The organism is Pseudomonas sp. WS 5021, assembly GCF_012985535.1.
Classification (GTDB): domain Bacteria; phylum Pseudomonadota; class Gammaproteobacteria; order Pseudomonadales; family Pseudomonadaceae; genus Aquipseudomonas.
The window spans coordinates 49,636-72,261 of sequence record NZ_JAAQWP010000011.1; the positions used below are offsets into that span (position 1 = coordinate 49,636).

Genomic DNA, 22,626 nt, shown 5'->3' on the forward strand with positions numbered 1-22,626 from the left:
TCACCTCGGTACAACTGATTTACCGAGGTGTACCCATCGCAGGCAAGCCAGCTCCCACACAAGCCAGTTCCCATAGCTGGTCTTTGCTGGCCTCGATACCCTCGCGAAACGCCAGGTAATGCTTGAGCACCTGCACCGGCGCTTCAATCTGCGGGTAGTGGCCGATGTTGGCCAGTAACACCGTGTCGGCATCCGGTATCAGCTCGCGGTAGCGCGCGACCATATGCGCGCCGGAGATCGGGTCGACTTCGCCATCGATCACCCGCAACGGCACTTCGCCGCGCTGCATCGCCGCCACCCAGCGCTCGCGTTGACGGCGGCGCTGGGGGATGTAGGCGATGAGTTTGTGCAGGATCCGTGGGCCATCGTTGTTTTCGATCAGGCTCCAGAAGTCATCCAGGGCACTTTCGCTGGGGCGGGTGTCGGGGCCGAAGATCTGCTTGAAGCTGTCGGCCAGGGCATTGCGCCCGAATGCGCGGCCGATCATCCAGCCCAACGGGCTGAGCAAGAGTTTTTGCACCAGCGCCGCGCGGTGGGTCTCGGGGAACAGCCCGCCATTGAGAAACACGCAACTGGCCAGCTGGAACCGCCCCTCATAGTGCCGGGCGAGCAGTTCCTGGGCCACGCTGTCGCCGTAGTCATGGGCCATGACATGCACCGGCTGTTGAATCCGCAGATGGGCCAGCAGGGCCTGTTGCAGGTCGGCCTGTTCCAGCAGGCAATAGGTGTGGTCCAGGGGCTTGGCCGAGTCGCCAAAGCCGAGCATGTCGCAGGCAATCACCAGGTTGCGCTGGGCCAGCGGCTGCCAGAGGTAATGCCAATCCCAACTGGCGCTGGGGAAACCGTGGATCAGCAGCAAGGGCTCGCCCTGCCCGGCCACCCAGTAACGGATGGTCTGCCCGCGAAAGACAAAACTCTGCCCGCGCTTGCGCCAGGCGCTCAGGGGGATCTCGGCCAGTGGCATCAGAGTCGGTATCCAGGGTCTTGTTGATCAAGCTTGCGCAGCAGCGCCGGCCAGGCCAGCGCGCCGCCCATGCCTTGGGCGCTCTTGGTCACACCGGCAATCATGGCCTTGGCCCCCGCCAGAATCTGCGGCTCGATGGCGATCAATTCGGCCCCGCCGTTTTGCGCCAGCACCTGGATGTCGCAGGCGCGCTGGAAGGTGAACATCATCAGGAAGGTATCGGCAATGGTCGCGCCGCAGGTCAGCAGGCCATGGTTGTGCAGCATCAAAAAATTGCTCGGCCCCAGGTCGGCTTGCAAGCGGGCCTTTTCCTCGTGGTTCAGCGCCACGCCTTCGTAGGCGTGATAGGCCAGGCTCGAGAGCACGAACAGCGACTGCTGGCTGATGGGCAGCACGCCCTGCTTCTGCGCCGATACGGCCACGCCCGCCGCCGTGTGGGTGTGCAGCACGCAGACCACGTCGTGGCGTACCTCATGTACCGCGCTGTGGATGGTATAGCCCGCCGGGTTGATCTCGTAGGGGCTGTCCATCAGCTTGTTGCCGGCCTGGTCGACCTTGACCAGGCTGGAGGCGGTGATTTCGTGGAACATCAGCCCGAACGGGTTGATCAGGAAGTCTTCGGTGCCCGGCACCTTGGCCGAGATATGGGTGAAAATCAGATCATCCCAGCCATGCATGGCCACCAGGCGATAGCAGGCGGCCAGGTCGATCCGTGCCTGCCATTCGGCGGCGCTGACCTGGTCTTTTACACTCTGTGTCGATGGTACGGGGGCTAGGCTCACGGCAAGGACCTCGACGCTGACGCTGTGGTGTTCTTATTATTTTTGGGCTGAAGGGCCAGTCTAGTCAGACCACAGGCCTGCCGTAGTTGCGTTGGCAGCCAGCTTGATGACCGAGCGAGTCAACCGTGAGGATAGTTCGGATTCGTACAATGTGGTGTCAGAGAAGCGACGCCAGTAAAGGTGCGGCAAACAGGTTGAGCAAGCCCGTCAGGACCATCACCAGCCCGGCCACCGAGCCTTCTTCGCCGCCCACTTCGTGGGCACGGCTGACGCCCGCTCCGTGGGCGCCCACCCCAAACAACGCGCCCCGCGCCAAGGCACTGCGCAGCGGCAGCCACTTGAGCAGGACCCCGCCGAGCATGGCGCCGAACACACCGGTGAACATCACAAACACCGCCGTTAGCTCCGGTACGCCGCCCAGATCGTGGGCCAGGGGCATGGCAAAGGGGGTGGTGATCGAGCGTGGCACCAACGACATCGTCACCGCGCTGTCCAGGGCCAGCGCCTTGGCCAAGCCAAAGGAGGTGCCAATGGACGCGGCGCTGCCGGCCAGCATCCCCAGGAGCAACGCCGACCAGTGCCGCATCAACAATTGGCGCTGCTGCCAGATCGGGATGGCGAATGCCACCGTGACCGGGCCCAGTACCAGCATCAGCCAATGGGTGTCGGTGGCGTACTCGGCATAGGCGGTGTTCAGCGGTACGGCCACCGCCAGTAGCAGCGCGGGCACCAAAATCAGCGGTGACAGCAGGTAGCGCCCGGTGCGCCGGTAGATCCAGCGGCTGAAACCATAGGCCAGCAGGGTCAGGGCCAGCCAGAACAGCGGCATCAGTTCAAGCTTCATGGCGCAGCTTCCAGCGGCAGACCAGTTCGACGGTAAACGCCGTGACCAGCATCACCATCAGGGTACTGAGGGCGATCACCAGCATGATCCGCCAGCCGTCATGGCGCAGCAGGCCACCGTAATCGAGCAGGCTCATCAGCGCCGGGATAAAAAACAACAGCATTTCTGCCATCAGCATGCCAGCGCCCAATTGCAGGGCCGCCGGCTTGATCAGGCCGCTGGCGAACACCAGCAACAGCAGGCCCAGGCCAATCACTCCGCCGGGGATCGGCCAGGCCAGCCATACGGCCAGTTGGCAGCCCAGCAGGTAGATCGCCAGCAATACCAGCAGCTCAACCAGCAGCCGGCCCAGGTGTTTGAAGGTGAAACGTTTAGTCGACATGGGTTCCTCGCAGGCCCTCATTTTAAAGAGCCCTCTGGCATCCCCAAAGCGAATTGTTAGACTGCAAGCCATTCCAAACTGGAATTGGTGCAATGGAATTCAAACAGCTGCGCAGTTTTATCGAAGTGGTGCACCGTGGCGGTTTTACCCAGGCCGGGAAAACCCTGCATATCAGCCAGTCCGCCGTGAGCAAGCAAGTGGCGCAACTGGAACAGAGCCTCGGTACCCCCCTGCTCGACCGCATCGGTTCGCACGTGCGCCTGACCGCCGCCGGGCAGGTGGTGCTGCAACGGGCCGAAGCCATGTTGCGCTTGCAGACCGAGCTGGTGAGTGAGCTGGACGACCTTAATCAAATGACCCGTGGCGAATTGCGCATGGGCCTGCCGCAACTGGGGGGCGATATGCTGTTTGCCGGGCTGTTTGCCGAATATCGCCGGCGCTACCCCAATGTCAGCATCCAGTTGCTTGAAGGTGGTAGCCGCAATATTGAGCAGGCCATTCTCGCGGGTGAGTTGGACGTCGGCGGCAGCCTGTTGCCCACCGATCCGGCGTTTGCCTGGCAAGCCTTCTGCGATGAGCCGCTGGATGCGCTGCTGCCCGTGGACCACCCGTTGGCACAGCGGGCCCAGATTGGCCTGGAGGAATTGGCCGACACGCCGTTCTTGATGTACCAGCGCAGCTTTGTGCTCAATGACCGGCTGCTCCAGGCCTGCCAGCAACTGGGCTTCACGCCACGGGAAAGTGGGCGCAGCGGCCAGGCGGATTTTCTCGTCGCACTGGTGGCCGCAGGCCAGGGCGTAGTGCTGCTGCCCAGTGTGGTCGCGCGCGGCCTGGAGCGCCCCGGTGTGGTGCGCCTGACACTCAGGGCGCCCGATTTCCTACGCTGGGACATCGCCTTTATCTGGCGCAAAGGCGCCTATCTGTCGAAAGCCGCCCAGGCCTGGCTCGCGCTTTTGCGCGAGTACCCGATCAGCCGCGCAGTGCCGTGACCAGCTCCGCCAGCCAAGGCTCGGCATCCGCTTCCGGGGTGACGCTTTCGCTGGCATCCAGGCGCAGCATCGGCAGCACTTCACGCACGCCCAACTCGCCAAACAGCTCGCGCATCTGCTCGCCGCCGCCACAGAAGGTGTCGCCGTAGCTGGCGTCGCCCAGGCCGATCACCGCACCTGGCAAACCGCGCCAGGCGGCGGGCAGTTGGTCGCGGATCGTCGAATACAGCGGCATCAGGTTGTCCGGCAGTTCGCCCATGCCGGTGGTGGAAGTGACGGCCAGAAAGGCGTCCGGGGCGAAGGCCTGCACGTCGGCCAGGGTCGCCCGCGGGTTATGCCAGGCCTGGAAACCGGCTGCGTTGAGGATACCCATGGCGTGGCGTGCAACTTCTTCTGCCGTGCCATAGACCGAGCCGGAAAGGATGGCGACTTTCATCAATCTGATCCTGTAGTTGAGTGAAAACCTGGGATATTAACAGCTGGCAGCCGGCTCGGTTGCCCTACACTAACAAATCCACAAACACGCTATGGATCGTTCAATGATCAACGCCAAGCTGATGCAGATGGTGGTCAATGCCTCCAACGACGGGATTGTCGTGGCGGAACGGGAAGGCAAGGACAAGCCGCTGATTTACGTGAACCCGGCCTTCGAACGCATGACCGGCTATAACCTGGACGACATCCTTTATCAGGATTGCCGCTTCCTGCAGTCAGGCGACCGTGACCAGCCAGCGCTGATGGCCATTCGCGAAGCCCTGGACAGTGGCGGAGCCTGCCGGGAAATCCTGCGCAATTACCGCAAGGACGGCACGCACTTCTGGAATGAGCTGTCATTATCGACGGTTTATAACCAGGCGGATGGGCAGACTTACTTTGTCGGCGTGCAGAAAGACGTCACGGTTCAGGTCAAGGCCCAGCAGCGTGTTGCCCAGCTGGAAGCCCAGGTGGCGCAGCTTACAGCCGAGTTGGCCGCGCTCCGGGCGACGAGCGGATCTAACAAACTTTAGAAAATACGGTCTTTAGGGTGATAATCCGTTTAATCACGCATTTCCTTGAGCCACATCAATGCAACGCGACGCCCTTTTGACCCAGGACGAACTGGACTTCATCCAGAACATGCACCACAACCCACAACTGAATGTGCGGGATGTGTCGTCGAGCCTGACGGTCAATGGCGGCGCGCAGATCCGCGATCTGCTCACGCGCCTCGCGGCCCATGAGCAGGTGACGATCCAGGCGCAGTTCGATAACCAGCAAATGACCTTTCCTCTGCAACTGGTGGAAGACGAGTTCCATGCGCTGCACTTGCGCCTTGGGGTGCCGAGCATTTTCGAAGACGGGCCGATGATCCGGCCGTGGCGCCTGGTGCTCGAAGAGCCGGTGGCCCTGGAGAATGTCAGGGGCCAGCCTGGTTCACTGTGGGTGCATGAAGTGTCGTTCAAGGGCCTGCTGGTGCAGTCCCGGGGCCGTAGCAAACCACCCAGGACGTTCTCGATGTGGTTCAGCCCCTCTGGCTACGAGCGAATTGCGGTGCGTGGCACCCTGGAGCGCGAGACCGCGCGAGGGCTGTTTGCCTACCGCTTGAACCAGGGCGATGTGGATGAAACCGAGCGCCTGCGCCAGTTCATCCTGCAACAGCATCGCCTGGCCCACCCTGAAGTGCATGCCTGATCTCAGGTATCCAGGGTTCCACTGAGAAACTGCTGCAAGCGCCGCTGCATCAACCTTCCTTCACTGCCCAGGCAACCGATAAAGCTACCGGCCAGTTGCTGCTGGGCCATGTCCGAGGCATCACCGGCCAGCAGCAGCGGACAGTCCAGGGTCAAGGCCAGGCGCCCCAGGCGCTTGGGTAGTTCGTGGGTTGGCGCGCGATTGGAGAACAGCACCAGGGCCTGCGGGCGGATCTTCTCGCAGATCAGCGTCAACTCATCCAGGGGCTGGCCGACGCTCAGCACATGCACCACCCGTTCATCACCACCGAGCATGAGCCCGGCCACCAGCAGTTCCAGTTCGCGGCACTCACCGGCAATCGCCGCCAGCAATACCTGCGGCGTGCGGCCAGCGCGGGCCAGTTGCAGGCGCTGGGAGATCCGCGCACGCAGGAAGCTGTCGAAAAACAGCCATTCGCTGGCTTGGCCGAAACGTCCCTGATGGCGCAATAACTGGTGCCAAAGGGGCATCAGGATGTCCTGGAACACCACCGCAGCGGGGTACGCAGCAAAGACCTGGCCGTACAGGCGCTCCAGCTGCAGCTCATCAAACGCACCGATGGCAGTTTGCATCTGCTGCTGCCACTGGGCCCATTCATGATGGTCGCTGCCTTCCTGCAGGTGGTGCAGTGATGACGATTGCCCATCGTCCCGAGCGAGAATCTTGCCGACTTTGCTGACCGCCACACCACGCTCGATCCAATCCAGAATGCGATGAACGGTCTCGATGTCCTTCTGCGTGTACAGGCGATGCCCACTTTCGGTGCGCACCGGCTGGATCAACCCATAACGGCGCTCCCACGCGCGCAGGGTGACCGGATTGATACCTGTCAATCTTGAGACTTCACGAATCGGGAACAACTCATCGCCAGTGCGTAGGGCACCTTGCTCAAGACCGGGGGATGGAGCTGTGATTACAGACATCAAAGGACCGAAAATTGGCACGTAGTTGGATCCCATTTAACGCTTTTATACCTGTCTTTTTCAAGGGATCTGCCCAGCCGTCCAATGCCGCTGGCGTATTTCGTCAAATCAGGAATAATCCTTGCCTGTTTTTTTGCGTCGCCACCCTACCCTGCGGCTTCGCCTGGGACGCCACCTACCCGGTGCAACGCGCCCACACATTCGGAGATACACAATGTCTACCCAACCCGTCACCTTGATGGTTGCACGCCGTGCTGCCCAAGGCCGTTATCAAGACATGATGAGCTGGCTGCGCGAAGGCGAGCAATTGGCCACGGACTTCCCCGGCTACCTGGGTTCAGGCGTACTTGCCCCGCCTGCCGATGGCGGCGAATTCCAGATCATCTTCCGCTTCGCCGACGAGCAGACCCTGCATGCCTGGGAGTTCTCGGCCTCGCGCAGCGCCTGGCTGGGCCGTGGCAGCGAATTGTTCGCCAACCCCATGGAGCATCGGGTCAGCGGCATGGAGGGCTGGTTTGGTGCCGTGGGCCAGCGTCCGCCGCGCTGGAAACAGGCCGTGGCGATCTGGCTGGCGTTTTTCCCGGTTTCACTGCTGTTCAACTTTGGCCTTGAGCCGTTGCTCGCCGAGTTGGGCATGTTCAGCCGCGTGCTGGTCAGCACCCTGGCCCTGACGCCGTTGATGGTCTATCTGTTCATTCCGCTGTCGACCCATTTGCTGGCGGGCTGGCTCAATCCTGCCCCGCCGCGGGTAAAACCTGCCGAAGCGGCCGTTTGAGCCGATCCGCAACAGGCCGGTCGCTGGTATAGTTTTAGCTTGCCCGCGACCCGAGCCTCCCATGACCTCTCCCGCACCGATCCTGATTACCGGCGCCGGCCAACGTGTCGGCCTGCATTGCGCCCAGCGCCTGCTGGACGCACAGCAACCGGTGATCTTCAGCTATCGCAGTGAACGTCCAGGCGTGCAGGCCCTGCGCGAGCGCGGGGCGATTGGCGTGTTTGCCGACTTCTCGTCCGAGGCCGGTATCCTGGCGTTCATCAGCGAACTCAAGACCCATACCGACAGCCTGCGGGCGATCATCCACAACGCCTCGACCTGGGCCCCAGAAACACCCGGTGACGAGGCCAACGCCTTTATCGATATGTTCAGCGTGCACATGCTTGCGCCGTACCTGATCAACCTGCATTGTGCTGAGTTGTTGCGGCGCTCGACGCCGGCCGACATTGTGCACATCAGCGACGACGTGACCCGCAAGGGCAGCCGCCAGCATATTGCCTACTGTGCCACCAAGGCCGGGCTCGACAGCCTGACCCTGTCCTTCGCCGCCCAATACGCGCCCCGGATCAAGGTCAATGGCATCGCGCCGGCGATGGTGATGTTCAACGACGGCGACGACGCGGCTTATCGTGCCAAGGTCCTGGCCAAGTCGGCACTGGGTATCGAACCCGGGCCCGAGGTGATTTACCAGAGCGTGCGTTACCTGCTGGACAACCCTTATGTGACCGGCACCACCCTGACCGTCAATGGCGGGCGGCATGTCAAGTAAACCCGAACACCAGCGGCCTGGGGTTCCTGCAACTGATTGGACGGAGCAAGTAGCAATGCCACAACTTCAACCAGGTATGGCGCGCATCCGGGTCAAGGACCTGTGTCTGCGTACCTTTATTGGCATCAACGAGGAAGAGATCCTCAACAAACAGGATGTGTTGATCAACCTGACCATCCTGTATGCCGCACAAGACGCCGTGCGCGACAACGATATCGACCACGCCTTGAACTACCGCACCATCACCAAGGCCATCATCGCCCACGTCGAAGGCAACCGCTTCGCCCTGCTCGAACGCCTGACCCAGGAGCTGCTGGACCTGGTGATGAGCAACGAGTCGGTGCTGTATGCCGAAGTCGAAGTCGACAAGCCCCATGCGCTGCGCTTTGCCGAGTCGGTGTCGATCACCCTGGCAGCCAGCCGTTAACCCCCCTGAATCTGTGTGAATCCCATGACCGACCAACAACGCCTGGAACTCGAAGCCGCCGCCTTCCGCCGGCTGGTAGCGCACCTGGACAGCCGCAAGGATGTACAGAACATCGACCTGATGAACCTCGCCGGTTTCTGCCGCAACTGCCTGTCCAAGTGGTACAAGGCCGAGGCCGACGAACGCCAGATCGAGGTCAGCCTCGATGACGCCCGCGAAGTGGTGTACGGCATGCCGTACGCCGAGTGGAAAGCCCAATACCAGCAAGAAGCCAGCGCCGAACAACAAGCGGCGTTTGCCAAAGGAAAACCCCATGACTGACCTGAACACCCTGCGCACCCGCCTCGACAGCGGCGAACACCTGTTTGCCGACACCCTGGCCTTTATCGCCGCCGGCTACGACTACCAGCCACAAGCCTTCACCAATGGCAGCGTAGAAAACGCCGCCGGGCAGAATGAAGGCTCGTGCAAGACCCTGGGCCTGGCGCTGCTGGAAGGGTTGAGCGACCAGCAGGCCTTGCTGGCGTTTGGCGAGCATTATCGTTCGGTGCTGGCGACGCCTGAGGGCACGGATCACGCCAATATCCGCGCGCTGATCGAGCATGGGTTGGCGGGAGTGAAGTTTGTCCAGCCGCCTTTGACCCGCCGCTGATCCAGCTTGCAAACCCGGTCAATGTGGGAGCCGGGCTTGCCCGCGATGGCGGTGGTGGCTGTCACACCGCCATCGCAGGCAAGCCAGCTCCCACATTGATTGGATTTCCAGATTGAGATTGCGCTGTTCGTCCAGTTACACACAAAAAAAACCGGCCTTTTGGCCGGTTTTTTTATGGCAACGGTTTAGAAAGAAGCGTCTTTCAAGCCGTCGAGGTAACGCTCGGCATCCAGGGCCGCCATGCAACCGGCGCCGGCCGAGGTGATGGCCTGGCGGTAGACATGGTCAGCCACGTCGCCAGCGGCAAAGATCCCTTCGATGTTGGTTGCAGTGGCATTGCCTTCACGGCCGCCCTGCACCACCAGGTAACCATCTTTGGCGGTCAGCTTGCCTTCGAACAGGGAGGTGTTCGGGGTGTGGCCGATGGCGATGAACACGCCGTCGACTTTCAGCTCGTCGAAGCTGCCGTCGTTGTTTTTCAAGCGCGCACCGGTCACGCCCATGTTGTCGCCCAGGACTTCATCCAGGGTAGCGTTGAGCTTGAGGATGATCTTGCCTTCGGCAACCCGCGCGTGCAGCTTGTCGATCAGGATCTTCTCGGCGCGGAAAGTTTCGCGGCGGTGAACCAGGGTCACGGTGCTGGCGATGTTGGCCAGGTACAGCGCCTCTTCCACTGCGGTGTTACCACCACCGACCACAGCCACCGGCTTGTTGCGGTAGAAGAAACCGTCGCAGGTCGCGCAGGCGGAAACGCCCTTGCCCATGAACGCCTCTTCCGATGGCAGGCCCAGGTAGCGAGCGCTGGCGCCAGTGGCGATGATCAGCGCGTCACAGGTGTAGACGCCGCTGTCGCCGGTCAGGCTGTAGGGCTTTTTCGAGAAATCCACTGCATTGATATGGTCGAAGACGATTTCGGTCTCGAAACGCTCGGCGTGTTCTTTCATGCGCTCCATCAACACCGGGCCGGTCAGGCCGTGGACGTCACCCGGCCAGTTGTCGACTTCAGTGGTGGTGGTCAACTGACCACCCGCCTGCATGCCGGTGATCAGCAACGGCTTGAGGTTGGCCCGGGCTGCGTAGACCGCAGCGCTGTAACCGGCAGGGCCGGAACCGAGAATAATCACTCGCGAATGACGGGTATCAGACATGACTCACTCCTATCGACCGCCCGGACTACAGGGCGGCTGGAATAAAAAAGGACCGCGAAGCACTTGGGGAAGGCTTGAACTCGCAGGCCCTGAAAATAATGGGTGCAGCGTATAGAGGGGGGCAAGATTAAGGAAATACGGATTAACAATCCAGCTCATAGGCGGTCTCTATTCCGTGGCACCTATTAATCAACATGTTTGTTACCGTTAATGTCGGCTTGCTGACCGTGCTTTCACCGTATCGGCAAAGCCGGTAAGGTCGGCGCGTTCGCCCTTTTGCCCGGAGTTATCCATGCCCGCCCCCGTTCTGTCAGGCCCACAATACCTGCGTGAAGGCCTGAAACTGGTCTTGAGCCCAGGCCTGCGCCTGTTCGTCCTGCTGCCCCTGGCGATCAACCTGATACTGTTCGTCGGATTGATCTATTTTGCTGGCCATCAGTTCAGCCTGTGGGTCGACACCTTGATGCCGACGCTGCCCAGTTGGCTGAGTTTCCTCAGCTACATCCTGTGGCCGCTGTTCGTGCTGCTGGTGGCGTTTATGGTGTTTTTCAGCTTCACCATGCTCGCCAATATCATCGCCGCACCCTTCAACGGTTTCCTCGCGGAAAAAGTCGAAGTGGTGGTGCGCGGCACCGATGACTTCCCCGCCTTCAGCTGGGCCGAGCTGTTTGCCATGGTCCCGCGCACCCTGGCCCGGGAAATGCGCAAACTGGGCTACTTCCTGCCCCGGGCCATCGGCCTGTTTATCCTGTCGTTCATCCCGGTGGTCAACCTGATTGCCGCACCGCTGTGGCTGCTGTTCGGGGTGTGGATGATGGCGATCCAATACATCGACTACCCGGCCGACAACCACAAGCTGGGCTGGAACGAAATGCTCGCCTGGCTGCGCCAGAAGCGCTGGCAGAGCATGAGCTTTGGCGGGATCGTCTACCTGGTGCTGCTGGTGCCGGTGGTCAACCTGCTGATGATGCCAGCAGCGGTGGCCGGGGCGACGTTGTTCTGGGTGCGTGAGCAAGGCGCCGAAACGATGCTGGCGAAAAACCCCTAGGCTGTTCGATTGACCTGGATCATGGCGATTTGCCCATACAGAGCACATGGTTATTAAAACTATAAGCCTGTGGGGAGCGCACCATGTACAGACCGTTGATGCTGATGTTCGGATTGATGTTGGGCGGTGAGGCCTGGGGGGCCGCCGCCGCCAATGAGCCCATATTGCCGGTACAACCGGCGAAGATCACCGATGCCGACAAGGTCGAACTGGGCAAGCAATTGTTCTTCGACCCACGCTTGTCCAAGTCCGGCTTCATTTCCTGCAACTCGTGCCACAACCTGAGCATGGGCGGCAGCGACAATCTGCCCACCTCCATCGGGCACAACTGGCACCAGGGGCCGATCAACTCACCGACGGTGCTCAACTCGAGCATGAGCGTCGCGCAGTTCTGGGACGGACGCGCGGCGACCCTGCAGGAGCAGGCCGGCGGCCCGATCGCCAACCCCGGTGAGATGGGCTTTACCCATGACCTGGCGGTGGACGTGCTGCGCTCGATCCCGCAGTACCAGGCCGCGTTCAAGAAAGTGTATGGCGATGACGGCATCAAGTTCGACGATGTGACCAACGCCATCGCGGCCTTCGAAGAAACCCTGGTCACCCCCAACGCCCCATTCGACCGCTGGCTGCTGGGCGACAAAAAAGCCATCAGCGCCACGGCTGCCCAGGGCTACCAGCTGTTCAAGAACATCGGCTGCGTGGCCTGCCACAACGGCGAGGCGGTCGGTGGCAGCACCTTCCAGAAAATGGGCATGGTCGAACCCTACGCCACCAAGAACCCGGCCCAGGGCGTGGCCGGCCTGACCGGCAAGGATCAGGACCGGATGATGTTCAAGGTGCCAACCTTGCGTAACGTCGCCCTGACCTACCCCTACTTCCACGACGGTGCCTATTGGAACCTGAGCGAAGCGGTGGACGTCATGGCCCGCCTGCAATTGGGCCGCAAGTTGAGCACCGATGAGGTCAGCCAGATTGTCGCGTTCCTCGACACCCTGACCGGCGACCAGCCGGACTTCAAGCTGCCGATCCTGCCGCCGTCCTCGGCCAAGACCCCGCGCCCTACGCCGTTCAACTAAGCCAATGCCGGGCCCTGTCGTCACAAATCCGTCATTGCGATGACACAATGGCGACATGGCCCGCGCCGACACTGGCTGCATGACGACAGCCTTCCTGAACATCACCCTGATTACCGAAACCTTCCCACCGGAAATCAACGGCGTGGCCAACACCCTTGGCCGCCTGTGTGATGGCCTGCGCGCGCGCGGGCATCAGGTGGAGTTGGTGCGCCCGCGCCAGGGTGGCGACTTGAGTCGCATCAGTGACGACGGCCTGCTGCTGTGTCGCGGCTGGCCTTTGCCGGGCTATCCCGGCCTGCAATGGGGCCAGTCCTCGATGCACAAGCTGCTGCGGCGCTGGAAACGCCAGCGCCCGGACGTGCTGTACATTGCCACCGAGGGCCCGCTGGGCTTGTCCGCCTTGCGTGCGGCACGGCGCCTGGGGATCAGCGTGGTCAGCGGTTTCCATACCAACTTCCAGCAGTATTCCAGCCAATACGGCCTGGGCATACTCAGCCGCTTCCTGACCCACTACCTGCGCTGGTTCCACAACCGCTCCACCCTGACCCTGGTGCCCAGCGTCAGCCAGCGCCTGGAGCTGGAGCGCCGCCACTTCGAGCGCCTGGACCTGTTGTCACGCGGCGTCGACAGCCAATTGTTCCACCCGGCCAGGCGTGACAATGGCTTGCGTGAGCAATGGGGCCTGGGTAATGAAGATATTGCCGTCCTGCATGTCGGACGCCTGGCACCGGAAAAAAACCTCGGTTTGCTCAAACGTTGCTTCGAGGCGTTGCAGGCGACTTATCCACAGCGTCGCTTGAAGCTGATCGTGGTCGGCGACGGGCCGCAGCGCGAAGCCCTGGCGAAAACCCTCCCGGCAGCAGCGTTCTGTGGCACGCAACGCGGTGAGGAGCTGGCCCGGCACTATGCGTCGGGGGATTTGTTTCTGTTCCCCAGCCTCACCGAGACCTTTGGCAACGTGGTCCTGGAAGCCATGGCATCGGGCCTGGGTGTGGTGGCCTACGACCAGGCGGCCGCCACCCAGCATATCCGCCACGGCTACAGCGGTGCCGTGGCGATGCCGGGGGATGAGGATGCGTTCTGCGATGCCGCCAGTTGGTTGCTGGAAGAGCCGGAGAGTTTACGCCGCGTGCGCCTGAATGCGCGCCAGCATGCCAGTCGCCAGGGCTGGCCGGCGATTATTGAGCGGTTTGAACATCAACTGCGCGGGGCGTGTGGCGAGGACTTGCTGGAGACGGGCAGCTCGAAGCTGACCTGACGAGCCCTATCGCGGGCAAGCCCGCTCCCACAGGTTGCTTGCATTCCAATGTGGGAGCGGGCTTGCCCGCGATAGAGCCCGTCAATTCCCCCCTTAAACCAGGGTAGTCAACGCCTCACGGCTGAACGGCAAGATATCGCCCTCACGCCCTTCACGCACTTTCAGCGCCCAATCCGGATCGACCAGCAGCGCACGCCCCACGGCCACCAGGTCGAACTCGTCGTTATTCAAGCGCTCCAGCAGTTTTTCCAGGCTTGCCGGCTGTGCGATTTTGTCGGTGTTGACCATGAACTGCAGGAACTCGCCATCCAGGCCGACACTGCCCACGGTGATGGTCGGCTTGCCGGTGAGCTTACGGGTCCAACCCGCCAGGTTCAGCTCGGCCCCCTCAAACTCAGGCTCCCAGAAACGCCGCGTGGAGCAGTGGAAAATATCCACGCCCGCGTCAGACAACGGCTTGAGAAACTCACCCAACGCCTCGGGGGTTTGCACCAGGCGCGCGGTGTAATCCTGCTGCTTCCATTGGGAGAAACGGAAAATGATCGGAAATCCAGGACCTGTGGCGGCCCGCACGGCCTGGATCAACTCAATGGCAAAACGCGAACGGTTGGCCAGGCTGCCACCGTATTCGTCCGTACGCTGGTTGCTGCCTTCCCAGAAGAACTGATCGACCAGGTAACCGTGCGCGCCGTGGATTTCCACGCCGTCCATGCCGATGGCCTGGGCATCCTTGGCGGCCTGGGCGAAGGCGGCAATCACCTCCTTGATATCCTCGACCGTCATGCCACGAACCAGCACGTTGCCGTCCTTGAGTTTCTCCATCGGGCCATAGGCCGGGACGCTGGCATCCGGCTCGGTGCCGATGCGCCGCACGCTACCGACATGCCACAACTGCGGGACGATCTTGCCGCCTTCGGCATGCACCGCATCGACCACTTTCTTCCAGCCGGCCAATGCCGCTTCACCGTAGAAATGCGGCACGTTCGGATAACCGTTGGAAGCCTGGTGGCCCACCACTGTGCCCTCCGTGATGATCAGGCCTACGCCGGCCGCCGCGCGACGGCGGTAGTACTCGATCACTTTGGAATTGGGTACGCCACCCGGGGAAAACGAACGGGTCATCGGCGCCATGACCACACGGGACGGCAATTGCAGCGCACCGAGCTGGAAAGGTTTGAACAAGGCTTGGACAGGCATGGGAGCACTCCGCACGAGAGGGATTTTATGATGCGGATAATATGGAGCGTGGGCAGTGCCGGATAGCACTATTGATTGCGGTGATTAAGGGGTAAAAGCCGTGAGCCACATAAAACACCGTAGGAGCCGGCTTGCCGGCGATGGCCGTTACTGCGGGTCGCCGGCAAGCCGGCGCCTACAGCAGGTCAGGCCAGGGCTTTTTCGATGGCCTGGACCACGCTCGGATCATCAGGCGCGGTACGCGGAGAAAACCGCGCCAATACTCGCCCATCCTTGCCCAGCAGGAATTTCTCGAAGTTCCAGGTGATATCCCCCGGAAACTCTGCCCCCTCACCCGCCAGCAGGCGGTACAACTGATGGCGATCAGGGCCGTTCACCGAAAGCTTGCTGCCCAGGGGAAAGCTCACGCCATAGTTGAGGCTGCAGAACTCCTGGATCTCTTCTTCGGTCCCAGGTTCCTGGCCTGCGAACTGATTGCACGGCAGGCCCAGCACGGTGAAACCCTGGCCCTTGTATTGCTGGTAGAGGTTTTCTAGCGCGGCATATTGTGGAGTCAGCCCACATTTGGAGGCGACATTGACCACCAGCACGACTTGCCCCTTGTAGGGCGCCAGAGGCAGCTCCTGACCATCCAGGGCTTTGAGTTTAAGGTCGTGGAAAGCACTCATGAAGAACTCCAGGTTTCCCATATTCTGTGTAACGGCCATTCGAGATTACAGCCGCCAAGTCGGCAAGAATAGCCGCCAATCAAAAAAGGCGCCCGAAGGCGCCTCTCTTTTCAACTGACTGGACGTGGCCCGTCAATCAATGGTGGTGACCACCTTCGCCGTGTACGTGGCCGTGAGCCACTTCTTCCTGGGAAGCGTCGCGGATGGCAACGATCTTGACCTGGAAGTTCAGGCGCTGGCCTGCCAGCGGGTGGTTGCCGTCGACGGTCACGTCATCGCCGTCCAGGTCGCGGATGGTCACGATCTGCATCTGGCCGTCCGGAGCGGAGGCGTGGAACTGCATGCCCACTTCCAGTTCGTCGACGCCTTCGAACATGCTGCGGCTCAGGGTGCTGACCAGTTCGGCCGAGTACTCGCCGTAGGCATCTTCAGGTTCTACGGCAACGGTCAGTTCATCACCAACCTCTTTGCCTTCCAGGGCCTTTTCCAGGCCAGGGATGATGTTACCTGCGCCTTGCAGGTAGACCAGCGGCGCGCCGCCGGCGGAGCTGTCGATGACCTCACCAGCGTCGTTGGTCAGGGTATAGTCAATGGAGACAGCCTTGTTGGCGGCGATCGGCATGGGGCGAGACCTTTTGCATAAGAATGAAGAACGGACAAGTCTAAACAAGGATTTGCCCGAAAGCGAACACAACCCGGACAGACGGAGTCGATCCGGTGACCCGACGGTCGTCGGATTTCACCAGGATGCAGATGGCCACTGGGTCGCCGCGCTGTCCTGCGGCCATACGCAGCACCTGCGCCACCAGCCGCCCTGGCAATCCCGGGGCTGGGTGATGGATCCGGCGCAACGCCTGGCAAAAATAGGCCAGCCCTTTGCCTGTGGCTGGTGTGCGCAGCGCCCGGATAACGATACCCTTGGCAGCTGATTCCCGGTCGGCGCGCAGCCATAGCGCACCACCGAAGCCATGCACCTTCAGAGAATTCGCATGCAGACTTTTTTTATCGCGCCCACCGATTTTGGTGTGGGTCTGACCTCCATCAGCCTTGGGCTGGTGCGTACCCTTGAACGGGCCGGGCTGAAAGTCGGCTTTTTCAAGCCCATTGCCCAGCCCCATCCCGGCGACACGGGGCCTGAGCGCTCCACCGAGCTGGTGGCCCGTACCCATGGCCTCAAACCACCGCAACCATTGGGCCTGGCCCATGTCGAGCGGATGCTCGGCGATGGCCAGCTCGATGAGTTGCTCGAAGAAATCATCACCCTTTATCAACAGGCGGCCGTGGGCAAGGACGTGCTGATTGTCGAGGGCATGGTGCCGACCCGCAGCGCCAGCTATGCGGCACGGGTCAACCTGCACCTGGCAAAAAGCCTGGATGCCGAAGTCATCCTCGTCTCGGCCCCGGAAAACGAGGTGCTGACCGAACTGTCCGGCCGTGTGGAATTGCAGGCGCAGCTGTTCGGCGGCCCGAAAGACCCGAAAGTACTGGGGGTGATCCTCAACAAGGTGCAGACCGACGAGAGCATGGAGGCCTTCGCCGCCCGCCTCAAGGAGCATTCGCCGTTGCTGCGCAGTGGCGATTTCCGCCTGCTTGGCTGCATCCCGTTCCAACCCGAGCTCAACGCCCCGCGCACACGCGATGTGGCCGACCTGATGGGCGCGCAAGTGCTCAACGCCGGCGACTATGAAACCCGGCGCATGAACAAAATCATCATCTGCGCGCGCACCATGCGCAACACCGTGGAGCTGCTCAAGCCCGGCGTGCTGGTGGTGACGCCGGGGGATCGCGACGACATCATCCTCGCCGTCAGCCTGGCCGCGATCAATGGCGTGCCCCTGGCCGGCCTGCTGCTGACCAGCGACACCCTGCCCGACCCACGGATCATGGACCTGTGCCGTGGCGCATTCCAGGCCGGGTTGCCGGTGCTGTCGGTGAGTACCGGCTCCTATGACACTGCCAACCAGCTCAACAGCCTGAACAAGGAAATCCCGATTGATGACCGCGAACGTGCGGAGATCATCACCGATTTCGTCGCCAGCCACCTGGATGCGCGCTGGCTGCACCAGCGTTGCGGTACGCCACGGGAGATGCGCCTGTCGCCGGCAGTGTTCCGCTATCAGTTGATCCAGCGCGCCCAGGCCGCCAACAAGCGCATTGTGTTGCCCGAAGGCAGCGAGCCGCTGACCGTGCAAGCCGCCGCCATCTGCCAGGCCCGCGGCATTGCCCGTTGCGTGCTGCTGGCCAAGCCGGCCGATGTCCAAGCCGTAGCCCGCGCCCATGGCATCGAGCTACCTGAAGGCCTGGAAATTCTGGACCCGGACCTGATCCGCGAGCGCTATGTCGAGCCCATGGTGGCGCTGCGCAAGAGCAAAAGCCTCAACGCACCGATGGCCGAGCAGCAACTGGAAGACACCGTGGTGATCGCCACCATGATGCTGGCGCTGGATGAAGTAGACGGCCTGGTCTCCGGGGTCATCCACTCCACCGCCAATACCATCCGCCCGGCCTTGCAGCTGATTAAAACGGCGCCGGGCTGCACCCTGGTGTCATCGGTGTTTTTCATGCTGTTCCCTGAACAAGTGCTGGTCTACGGCGACTGCGTGATGAACCCGCACCCCAGCGCCGCGGAACTGGCGGAAATCGCCCTGCAAAGCGCCGACTCGGCCGCCGCCTTCGGCATCACCCCACGCGTGGCGATGATCAGCTATTCCAGCGGTGACTCGGCCAGTGGCGAGGAAGTGGAGAAAGTCCGCGAAGCCACCCTGCTGGCCCACGAGCAACAGAGCTCGCTGCTGATCGACGGCCCGTTGCAGTACGACGCCGCCGCCAACGAAAACGTCGCCCGGCAACTGGCGCCCAACAGCCTGGTGGCGGGCAAGGCCACGGTCTTTGTATTCCCCGACCTCAACACCGGCAACACCACCCACAAGGCGGTGCAACGCAGTGCCGATTGCGTCAGCCTCGGCCCCATGCTGCAAGGCCTGCGCAAACCCGTGAACGACCTGCCCCGTGGGGCCCAGGTGGACGATATCGTCTACACCATCGCCCTGACCGCGATTCAAGCCGCCAACCGACCTATGGATGCCTAAATGCTGGAATTCCTGCCTGCCCCCCTGCGTGGGGTAATCGCCTCGCTGTTGCTGGCGTTGAACACAATTCTGCTGTGTTCATTCCTGTTTATCGTCGCGCTGTTCAAGGCACTGCCCTTCGCCAAGCGCTTCAGCGAATGGCTGATGAACCAGACCCACGAGGCCTGGATCAGCAATAACAACACCTGGATGAACCTGGTGCGCCGCACACGCTGGCACCTCAAGGGCCTGGAAAGCCTGGACTACCAGCACTCGTACCTGGTGACCAGCAACCACCAGAGCTGGGTCGACATCATGGTGCTGCAGTACGTGCTCAATCGGCGGATCCGTCCGCTGAAGTTTTTCCTCAAGCAGGAGCTGATCTGGGTGCCGGTGATTGGCCTGGCCTGGTGGGCGCTGGGCTTCCCCTTCATGAAGCGCTACACCAAGGCCTACCTGGAAAAACACCCGGAGAAGAAAGGCAAGGACCTGGAAACCACCCGCAAGACCTGTGCGAAGTTTCGCGACAACCCGGTGGGTATTTTCAACTTTGCCGAAGGCACACGCTTCACCCCAGGCAAACATGCGCAGCAGCAGTCGCCGTTTCGTTACCTGCTCAAGCCCAAGGCTGGTGGCATTGCGTTTGTGCTGGATGCCATGGGTGAGCAGTTGAAGTCATTGGTCAACGTGACTATCCACTATCCGGGCGGCCGCCCGGGTTTCTGGGACTTGCTGTGCGGCAATGTGCAGGAGGTGGTGGTGCAGTTTGAAGAGGTGCAGATCCCGGCCGAGTTCATTGGCAAGAATTATGAGCAGGATGGGGAATATCGGCTGGCGTTCCAGGGCTGGATCAACCAGTTATGGGAAGACAAGGATGCTCTGCTGAGCCGACTTCACATCGAGTACCCAGGCAATAGGTGATCACCATGTGGGAGCAGGCTTGCCTGCGATAGCGGTCTGTCAGAGGTAAGTGCATTGCCTGGCCTCCTGCAATCGCAGGCAAGCCAGCTCCCACATTGACGGTGTTGACCTTTAGAGTGTGAAAAAAGCCCGCCACCGAGTGATCGGTGGCGGGCTTTTTTGTGGCGGCGAGGTTTAGATCGCGCCGCGCTGGCGCAACAGCTCCAGCACTTGCTTGACGCTGTCGTCCAGCGACAGTGCCTGGGTATCGATCACCAGGTCAGCATTCAACGGCACGTCGTACGGGAACGACTCGCCAGGGATGTTATCCCCACCGGCGGCGTACAAGCCTTGCGGGTCACGCTCGGCACACACCAGCGGCGAGGCCTGCACGTAGACCGTGAGCAAGCGGTCACTGCCGATCAACGCCTTGGCCTGTTCCCGGCCTTCGGCATCCGGTGCGACGAAGGCCGCCAGGGTCAGCAAGCCGGCTTCGTTGAACTGACGCGCCACGTGGGCCGCACGCCGCCAGTTCTCGGTACGCCCGGCACGGTCCTGGGGCAGGCCTTTGTTCAGGTCATGGCGCAGGTTCTGCCCATCCAGCACAAACACCGCACGGCCCATATCGAACAGTTTGCGCTCGACCGCATAGGCCAGGGTGCTCTTGCCAGCGCCCGACAAGCCGCTGAACAACACGGTAGCCGGCTGCTGGCCGAAGCGCTGGGCGCGTTCTTCGGTGGCCACATGGGCCAACTTGCCGTGCTGCGCGGCGCTGCCATGGCTGACCGGCGGGGCGATGATCATGCCCGCAGCCACGGTGCCGTTGGTCAAACGGTCGATCACGATAAAGGCGCCGGTGGTGCGGTTGCTGGCGTAACCGTCCAGGGCAATGGCCGCATCGAGGCTGACCTTGACCCGGCCGATCTCGTTCAACTGCAAGGCACTGGCCGGGCCTTCCTCGAGGGTGTTCACATCCACACGATGCACGATGCCGGTGATCGAACCCGGCACATAGCTGGTGGCGCGCTTGATGTCGTATTTCTTGCCCGGCAGCATCGGCTCCTCGGCCATCCACACCAGCATGGCGTCGAAGGCATCGGTGACTTGCGGCACGTTGTCGGCATGCACCAGCAGGTCGCCACGGGAGATGTCGATCTCGTCTTCCATGGTCAGGGTCACGGCCTGGCCTGGGCCTGCGTGCTCCAGTTCACCTTCGAAGGTGACGATGGATTTGACGCGGCTGCTCTTGCCCGACGGCAGCACTACGACTTCGTCGCCCTTGTGCACGATGCCGCTGGCCAGGGTGCCGGCAAAACCACGGAAGTTCAGGTTCGGACGGTTGACGTACTGCACCGGGAAACGCAGGTCGGTGTAGTTGCGGTCGTTGGCGATCTCGACGGTTTCGAGGATCTCCATCAGCGACTGGCCGGTGTACCACGGCGAACGCTCGCTTTTGTTCACCACGTTGTCGCCCTTGAGCGCCGACATCGGCACAAAGGCCATGGTGCTCGGCTTGAACGCAATGCCATCGGCGAACTTCAGGTAATCGGCCTTGATCGACTCGAAAATGCTCTCGTCGAAACCGTTGAGGTCCATCTTGTTGATCGCGATGACGATGTGCTTGATGCCCAACAGCGAGGCGATAAAGCTGTGGCGACGGGTCTGGGTCTGCACGCCGTAGCGCGCGTCCACCAGGATGATCGCCAGGTCACAGGTGGACGCACCGGTGGCCATGTTGCGGGTGTACTGCTCATGGCCGGGGGTGTCGGCGATGATGAATTTGCGCTTGGCGGTGGAGAAATAGCGGTAGGCCACATCAATGGTGATGCCCTGCTCACGCTCGGCCTGCAGGCCGTCGACCAGCAATGCCAGGTCGATATCGTCACCGGTGGTGCCGACTTTCTTCGAATCGCGGGTGATGGCTTCCAGATGGTCTTCGTAGATCATCTTCGAGTCGTGCAGCAGGCGCCCGATCAGGGTGCTCTTGCCGTCGTCGACGTTGCCACAGGTCAGAAAGCGCAGCATTTCCTTGCGTTCGTGCTGGCCCAGGTAGGCGAGGATGTCCTCGCTGATCAAATCAGATACGTGCGACATGACAACCCCTTAGAAATAACCCTGACGTTTTTTGTCTTCCATCGAGCCGGCGCCATCGTGGTCGATGACACGGCCCTGGCGCTCGGAAGTTCGCGTCAGGAGCATTTCCTGGATGATGTCCGTCAGCGTCTCGGCTTCGGACTCCACCGCGCCCGTCAACGGGTAGCAGCCAAGGGTACGGAAACGTACTTTCTTCTTGACGATACGGGCTTTGTCTTCGTCGGACAGGTGCTCGAGGATGCGCTCGTCGTCGATCATGATCAGCGTGCCGTTCTTCTCGATCACTTCGCGTTCGGCGGCGAAGTACAGCGGCACGATCGGGATACCTTCCAGATAGATGTACTGCCAGATATCCAGCTCGGTCCAGTTGGACAGCGGGAACACGCGGATCGACTCGCCCTTGTTGACGTTGCCGTTGTAGACGTTCCACAGCTCCGGACGCTGGTTTTTCGGGTCCCAGCGGTGCTTGCTGTCGCGGAACGAGTACACGCGCTCTTTGGCGCGGGATTTCTCTTCATCGCGACGGGCGCCGCCGAACGCTGCGTCGAAACCATACTTGTCCAAGGCTTGTTTCAGGCCTTCGGTCTTCATGATGTCGGTGTGCTTGGCGCTGCCGTGGGTAAACGGGTTGATGCCCTGCGCCACGCCGTCCGGGTTGACGTGGGTGATCAGCTCCAGGCCCAGTTCCTCGACCATGCGGTCGCGGAATTTGTACATTTCCTGGAATTTCCACTGAGTGTCCACATGCATCACCGGAAACGGCAGCTTGCCCGGGAAGAATGCCTTGCGCGCCAGATGCAGCATCACGGCGGAGTCTTTGCCGATGGAGTAGAGCATCACCGGGTTGTCGAACTCGGCGGCAACCTCACGGATGATGTGGATGCTCTCCGCCTCCAGCTGTTTCAGATGCGTCAGTTTATCGACCATGGCTACTCACGGAAAAACGATTCTT

General features: G+C 61.5%; 26 protein-coding genes. 14 read left to right on the plus strand and 12 right to left on the minus strand.

Going from position 1 to position 22,626, the window contains the following annotated elements:
* Positions 1-19: 19 nt before the first annotated feature.
* The 4 genes from HBO19_RS25785 to HBO19_RS25800 all read right to left on the minus strand — a co-directional run bounded on the left by HBO19_RS25785 (position 20) and on the right by HBO19_RS25800 (position 2,972).
* Positions 20-964 (minus strand): alpha/beta hydrolase, encoded by a 945-nt coding sequence (locus HBO19_RS25785; RefSeq protein WP_169954901.1) that lies wholly within the window; start codon positions 962-964, stop codon positions 20-22.
* Positions 964-1,746 (minus strand): class II aldolase/adducin family protein, encoded by a 783-nt coding sequence (locus tag HBO19_RS25790; protein WP_170058564.1) that lies wholly within the window; start codon positions 1,744-1,746, stop codon positions 964-966. The genes HBO19_RS25785 and HBO19_RS25790 overlap by 1 nt, the downstream gene beginning before the upstream one ends.
* Before the next feature lie 157 nt (positions 1,747-1,903).
* The gene (locus HBO19_RS25795; protein ID WP_169954899.1) at positions 1,904-2,590 is read right to left on the minus strand and encodes an LrgB family protein; all 687 of its coding nucleotides are present in this window, start codon (positions 2,588-2,590) and stop codon (positions 1,904-1,906) included.
* Positions 2,580-2,972: a CidA/LrgA family protein gene (locus HBO19_RS25800; protein WP_169954898.1), complete on the minus strand. Its 393-nt coding sequence runs from the start codon at positions 2,970-2,972 to the stop codon at positions 2,580-2,582. The genes HBO19_RS25795 and HBO19_RS25800 overlap by 11 nt, the downstream gene beginning before the upstream one ends.
* Positions 2,973-3,064: 92 nt before the next feature.
* On the opposite strand from HBO19_RS25800, the gene HBO19_RS25805 reads away from it, so the two are divergent.
* Positions 3,065-3,961 carry a LysR family transcriptional regulator gene (locus tag HBO19_RS25805; protein WP_170058565.1) on the plus strand — a complete coding sequence of 299 codons (897 nt, stop codon included), beginning with the start codon at positions 3,065-3,067 and terminating at the stop codon, positions 3,959-3,961.
* Here HBO19_RS25805 and HBO19_RS25810 read toward each other — a convergent pair.
* Positions 3,942-4,397 carry a flavodoxin gene (locus HBO19_RS25810; RefSeq protein WP_169954896.1) on the minus strand — a complete coding sequence of 152 codons (456 nt, stop codon included), beginning with the start codon at positions 4,395-4,397 and terminating at the stop codon, positions 3,942-3,944. The two genes, HBO19_RS25805 and HBO19_RS25810, sit on opposite strands and share 20 nt — an antisense overlap.
* 103 nt (positions 4,398-4,500) lie before the next feature.
* Here HBO19_RS25810 and HBO19_RS25815 point away from each other — a divergent pair, with 103 nt between their 5' ends.
* Together HBO19_RS25815 and HBO19_RS25820 are read left to right on the plus strand one after the other, a co-directional pair.
* Positions 4,501-4,968 carry a PAS domain-containing protein gene (locus HBO19_RS25815; RefSeq protein WP_169954895.1) on the plus strand — a complete coding sequence of 156 codons (468 nt, stop codon included), beginning with the start codon at positions 4,501-4,503 and terminating at the stop codon, positions 4,966-4,968.
* A 58-nt stretch (positions 4,969-5,026) separates the two neighbouring features.
* Positions 5,027-5,632 (plus strand): hypothetical protein, encoded by a 606-nt coding sequence (locus tag HBO19_RS25820; protein ID WP_169954894.1) that lies wholly within the window; start codon positions 5,027-5,029, stop codon positions 5,630-5,632.
* A 2-nt stretch (positions 5,633-5,634) separates the two neighbouring features.
* Here the strand turns inward: HBO19_RS25820 and HBO19_RS25825 are convergent, their stop codons facing one another.
* Positions 5,635-6,594, minus strand: a complete 960-nt coding sequence (locus HBO19_RS25825) for a MerR family transcriptional regulator (protein WP_170058566.1) — start codon at positions 6,592-6,594, stop codon at positions 5,635-5,637.
* Between the two features lie 214 nt (positions 6,595-6,808).
* Between HBO19_RS25825 and HBO19_RS25830 the strand changes: the two genes are divergently transcribed.
* From HBO19_RS25830 to HBO19_RS25850, 5 genes are all read left to right on the plus strand, one after another.
* Positions 6,809-7,369 carry an antibiotic biosynthesis monooxygenase gene (locus tag HBO19_RS25830; RefSeq protein ID WP_169954892.1) on the plus strand — a complete coding sequence of 187 codons (561 nt, stop codon included), beginning with the start codon at positions 6,809-6,811 and terminating at the stop codon, positions 7,367-7,369.
* 61 nt (positions 7,370-7,430) lie between these two features.
* The gene (gene folM / locus HBO19_RS25835) at positions 7,431-8,138 is read left to right on the plus strand and encodes a dihydromonapterin reductase (RefSeq protein ID WP_169954891.1); all 708 of its coding nucleotides are present in this window, start codon (positions 7,431-7,433) and stop codon (positions 8,136-8,138) included.
* Between the two features lie 55 nt (positions 8,139-8,193).
* Entirely contained in the window at positions 8,194-8,565 is a 372-nt protein-coding gene (gene folX / locus HBO19_RS25840) for a dihydroneopterin triphosphate 2'-epimerase (RefSeq protein ID WP_057437798.1), read from the plus strand.
* A gap of 24 nt (positions 8,566-8,589) precedes the next feature.
* On the plus strand, positions 8,590-8,886 hold the full coding sequence (locus HBO19_RS25845) for a DUF1244 domain-containing protein (protein ID WP_057437796.1): 297 nt from the start codon (positions 8,590-8,592) through the stop codon (positions 8,884-8,886).
* Positions 8,879-9,217: a HopJ type III effector protein gene (locus HBO19_RS25850; protein WP_170058567.1), complete on the plus strand. Its 339-nt coding sequence runs from the start codon at positions 8,879-8,881 to the stop codon at positions 9,215-9,217. The genes HBO19_RS25845 and HBO19_RS25850 overlap by 8 nt, the downstream gene beginning before the upstream one ends.
* A 185-nt stretch (positions 9,218-9,402) precedes the next feature.
* Here the strand turns inward: HBO19_RS25850 and trxB are convergent, their stop codons facing one another.
* Positions 9,403-10,365 (minus strand): thioredoxin-disulfide reductase, encoded by a 963-nt coding sequence (trxB, locus tag HBO19_RS25855; protein ID WP_169954889.1) that lies wholly within the window; start codon positions 10,363-10,365, stop codon positions 9,403-9,405.
* A 292-nt stretch (positions 10,366-10,657) separates the two neighbouring features.
* Here trxB and cysZ point away from each other — a divergent pair, with 292 nt between their 5' ends.
* The 3 genes from cysZ (at position 10,658) to HBO19_RS25870 (ending at position 13,747) form a co-directional block, all read left to right on the plus strand.
* Positions 10,658-11,413, plus strand: coding sequence for a sulfate transporter CysZ (gene cysZ / locus HBO19_RS25860; protein WP_169954888.1), 756 nt, complete (start codon positions 10,658-10,660; stop codon positions 11,411-11,413).
* Positions 11,414-11,496: 83 nt separating this feature from the next.
* Positions 11,497-12,489 (plus strand): cytochrome-c peroxidase, encoded by a 993-nt coding sequence (locus HBO19_RS25865; protein ID WP_170058568.1) that lies wholly within the window; start codon positions 11,497-11,499, stop codon positions 12,487-12,489.
* 55 nt (positions 12,490-12,544) lie between these two features.
* The gene (locus HBO19_RS25870; protein WP_170058569.1) at positions 12,545-13,747 is read left to right on the plus strand and encodes a glycosyltransferase family 1 protein; all 1,203 of its coding nucleotides are present in this window, start codon (positions 12,545-12,547) and stop codon (positions 13,745-13,747) included.
* 93 nt (positions 13,748-13,840) lie between these two features.
* Here the strand turns inward: HBO19_RS25870 and HBO19_RS25875 are convergent, their stop codons facing one another.
* From HBO19_RS25875 to HBO19_RS25885, 3 genes are all read right to left on the minus strand, one after another.
* Positions 13,841-14,944 (minus strand): NADH:flavin oxidoreductase, encoded by a 1,104-nt coding sequence (locus HBO19_RS25875; protein ID WP_170058570.1) that lies wholly within the window; start codon positions 14,942-14,944, stop codon positions 13,841-13,843.
* 185 nt (positions 14,945-15,129) lie between these two features.
* Positions 15,130-15,612, minus strand: coding sequence for a glutathione peroxidase (locus HBO19_RS25880; protein ID WP_169954884.1), 483 nt, complete (start codon positions 15,610-15,612; stop codon positions 15,130-15,132).
* Positions 15,613-15,748: 136 nt separating this feature from the next.
* Positions 15,749-16,234, minus strand: a complete 486-nt coding sequence (locus tag HBO19_RS25885) for a peptidylprolyl isomerase (protein ID WP_017476012.1) — start codon at positions 16,232-16,234, stop codon at positions 15,749-15,751.
* Here HBO19_RS25885 and HBO19_RS25890 point away from each other — a divergent pair.
* Genes HBO19_RS25890 through HBO19_RS25900 form a run of 3 tightly spaced genes read left to right on the plus strand, consistent with a single transcriptional unit; the run spans position 16,203 to position 19,601 of the window.
* Entirely contained in the window at positions 16,203-16,541 is a 339-nt protein-coding gene (locus HBO19_RS25890) for a DUF3565 domain-containing protein (protein WP_169954883.1), read from the plus strand. The two genes, HBO19_RS25885 and HBO19_RS25890, sit on opposite strands and share 32 nt — an antisense overlap.
* A 60-nt stretch (positions 16,542-16,601) precedes the next feature.
* Positions 16,602-18,701 (plus strand): phosphate acetyltransferase, encoded by a 2,100-nt coding sequence (pta, locus tag HBO19_RS25895; RefSeq protein WP_169954882.1) that lies wholly within the window; start codon positions 16,602-16,604, stop codon positions 18,699-18,701.
* On the plus strand, positions 18,702-19,601 hold the full coding sequence (locus HBO19_RS25900) for an acyltransferase (protein WP_169954881.1): 900 nt from the start codon (positions 18,702-18,704) through the stop codon (positions 19,599-19,601).
* Positions 19,602-19,775: 174 nt separating this feature from the next.
* Here the strand turns inward: HBO19_RS25900 and cysN are convergent, their stop codons facing one another.
* Both cysN and cysD read right to left on the minus strand, forming a co-directional pair.
* Positions 19,776-21,674, minus strand: a complete 1,899-nt coding sequence (gene cysN / locus HBO19_RS25905) for a sulfate adenylyltransferase subunit CysN (protein ID WP_170058571.1) — start codon at positions 21,672-21,674, stop codon at positions 19,776-19,778.
* 9 nt (positions 21,675-21,683) lie between these two features.
* On the minus strand, positions 21,684-22,601 hold the full coding sequence (gene cysD, locus HBO19_RS25910) for a sulfate adenylyltransferase subunit CysD (RefSeq protein WP_029295601.1): 918 nt from the start codon (positions 22,599-22,601) through the stop codon (positions 21,684-21,686).
* Positions 22,602-22,626: the final 25 nt, after the last annotated feature.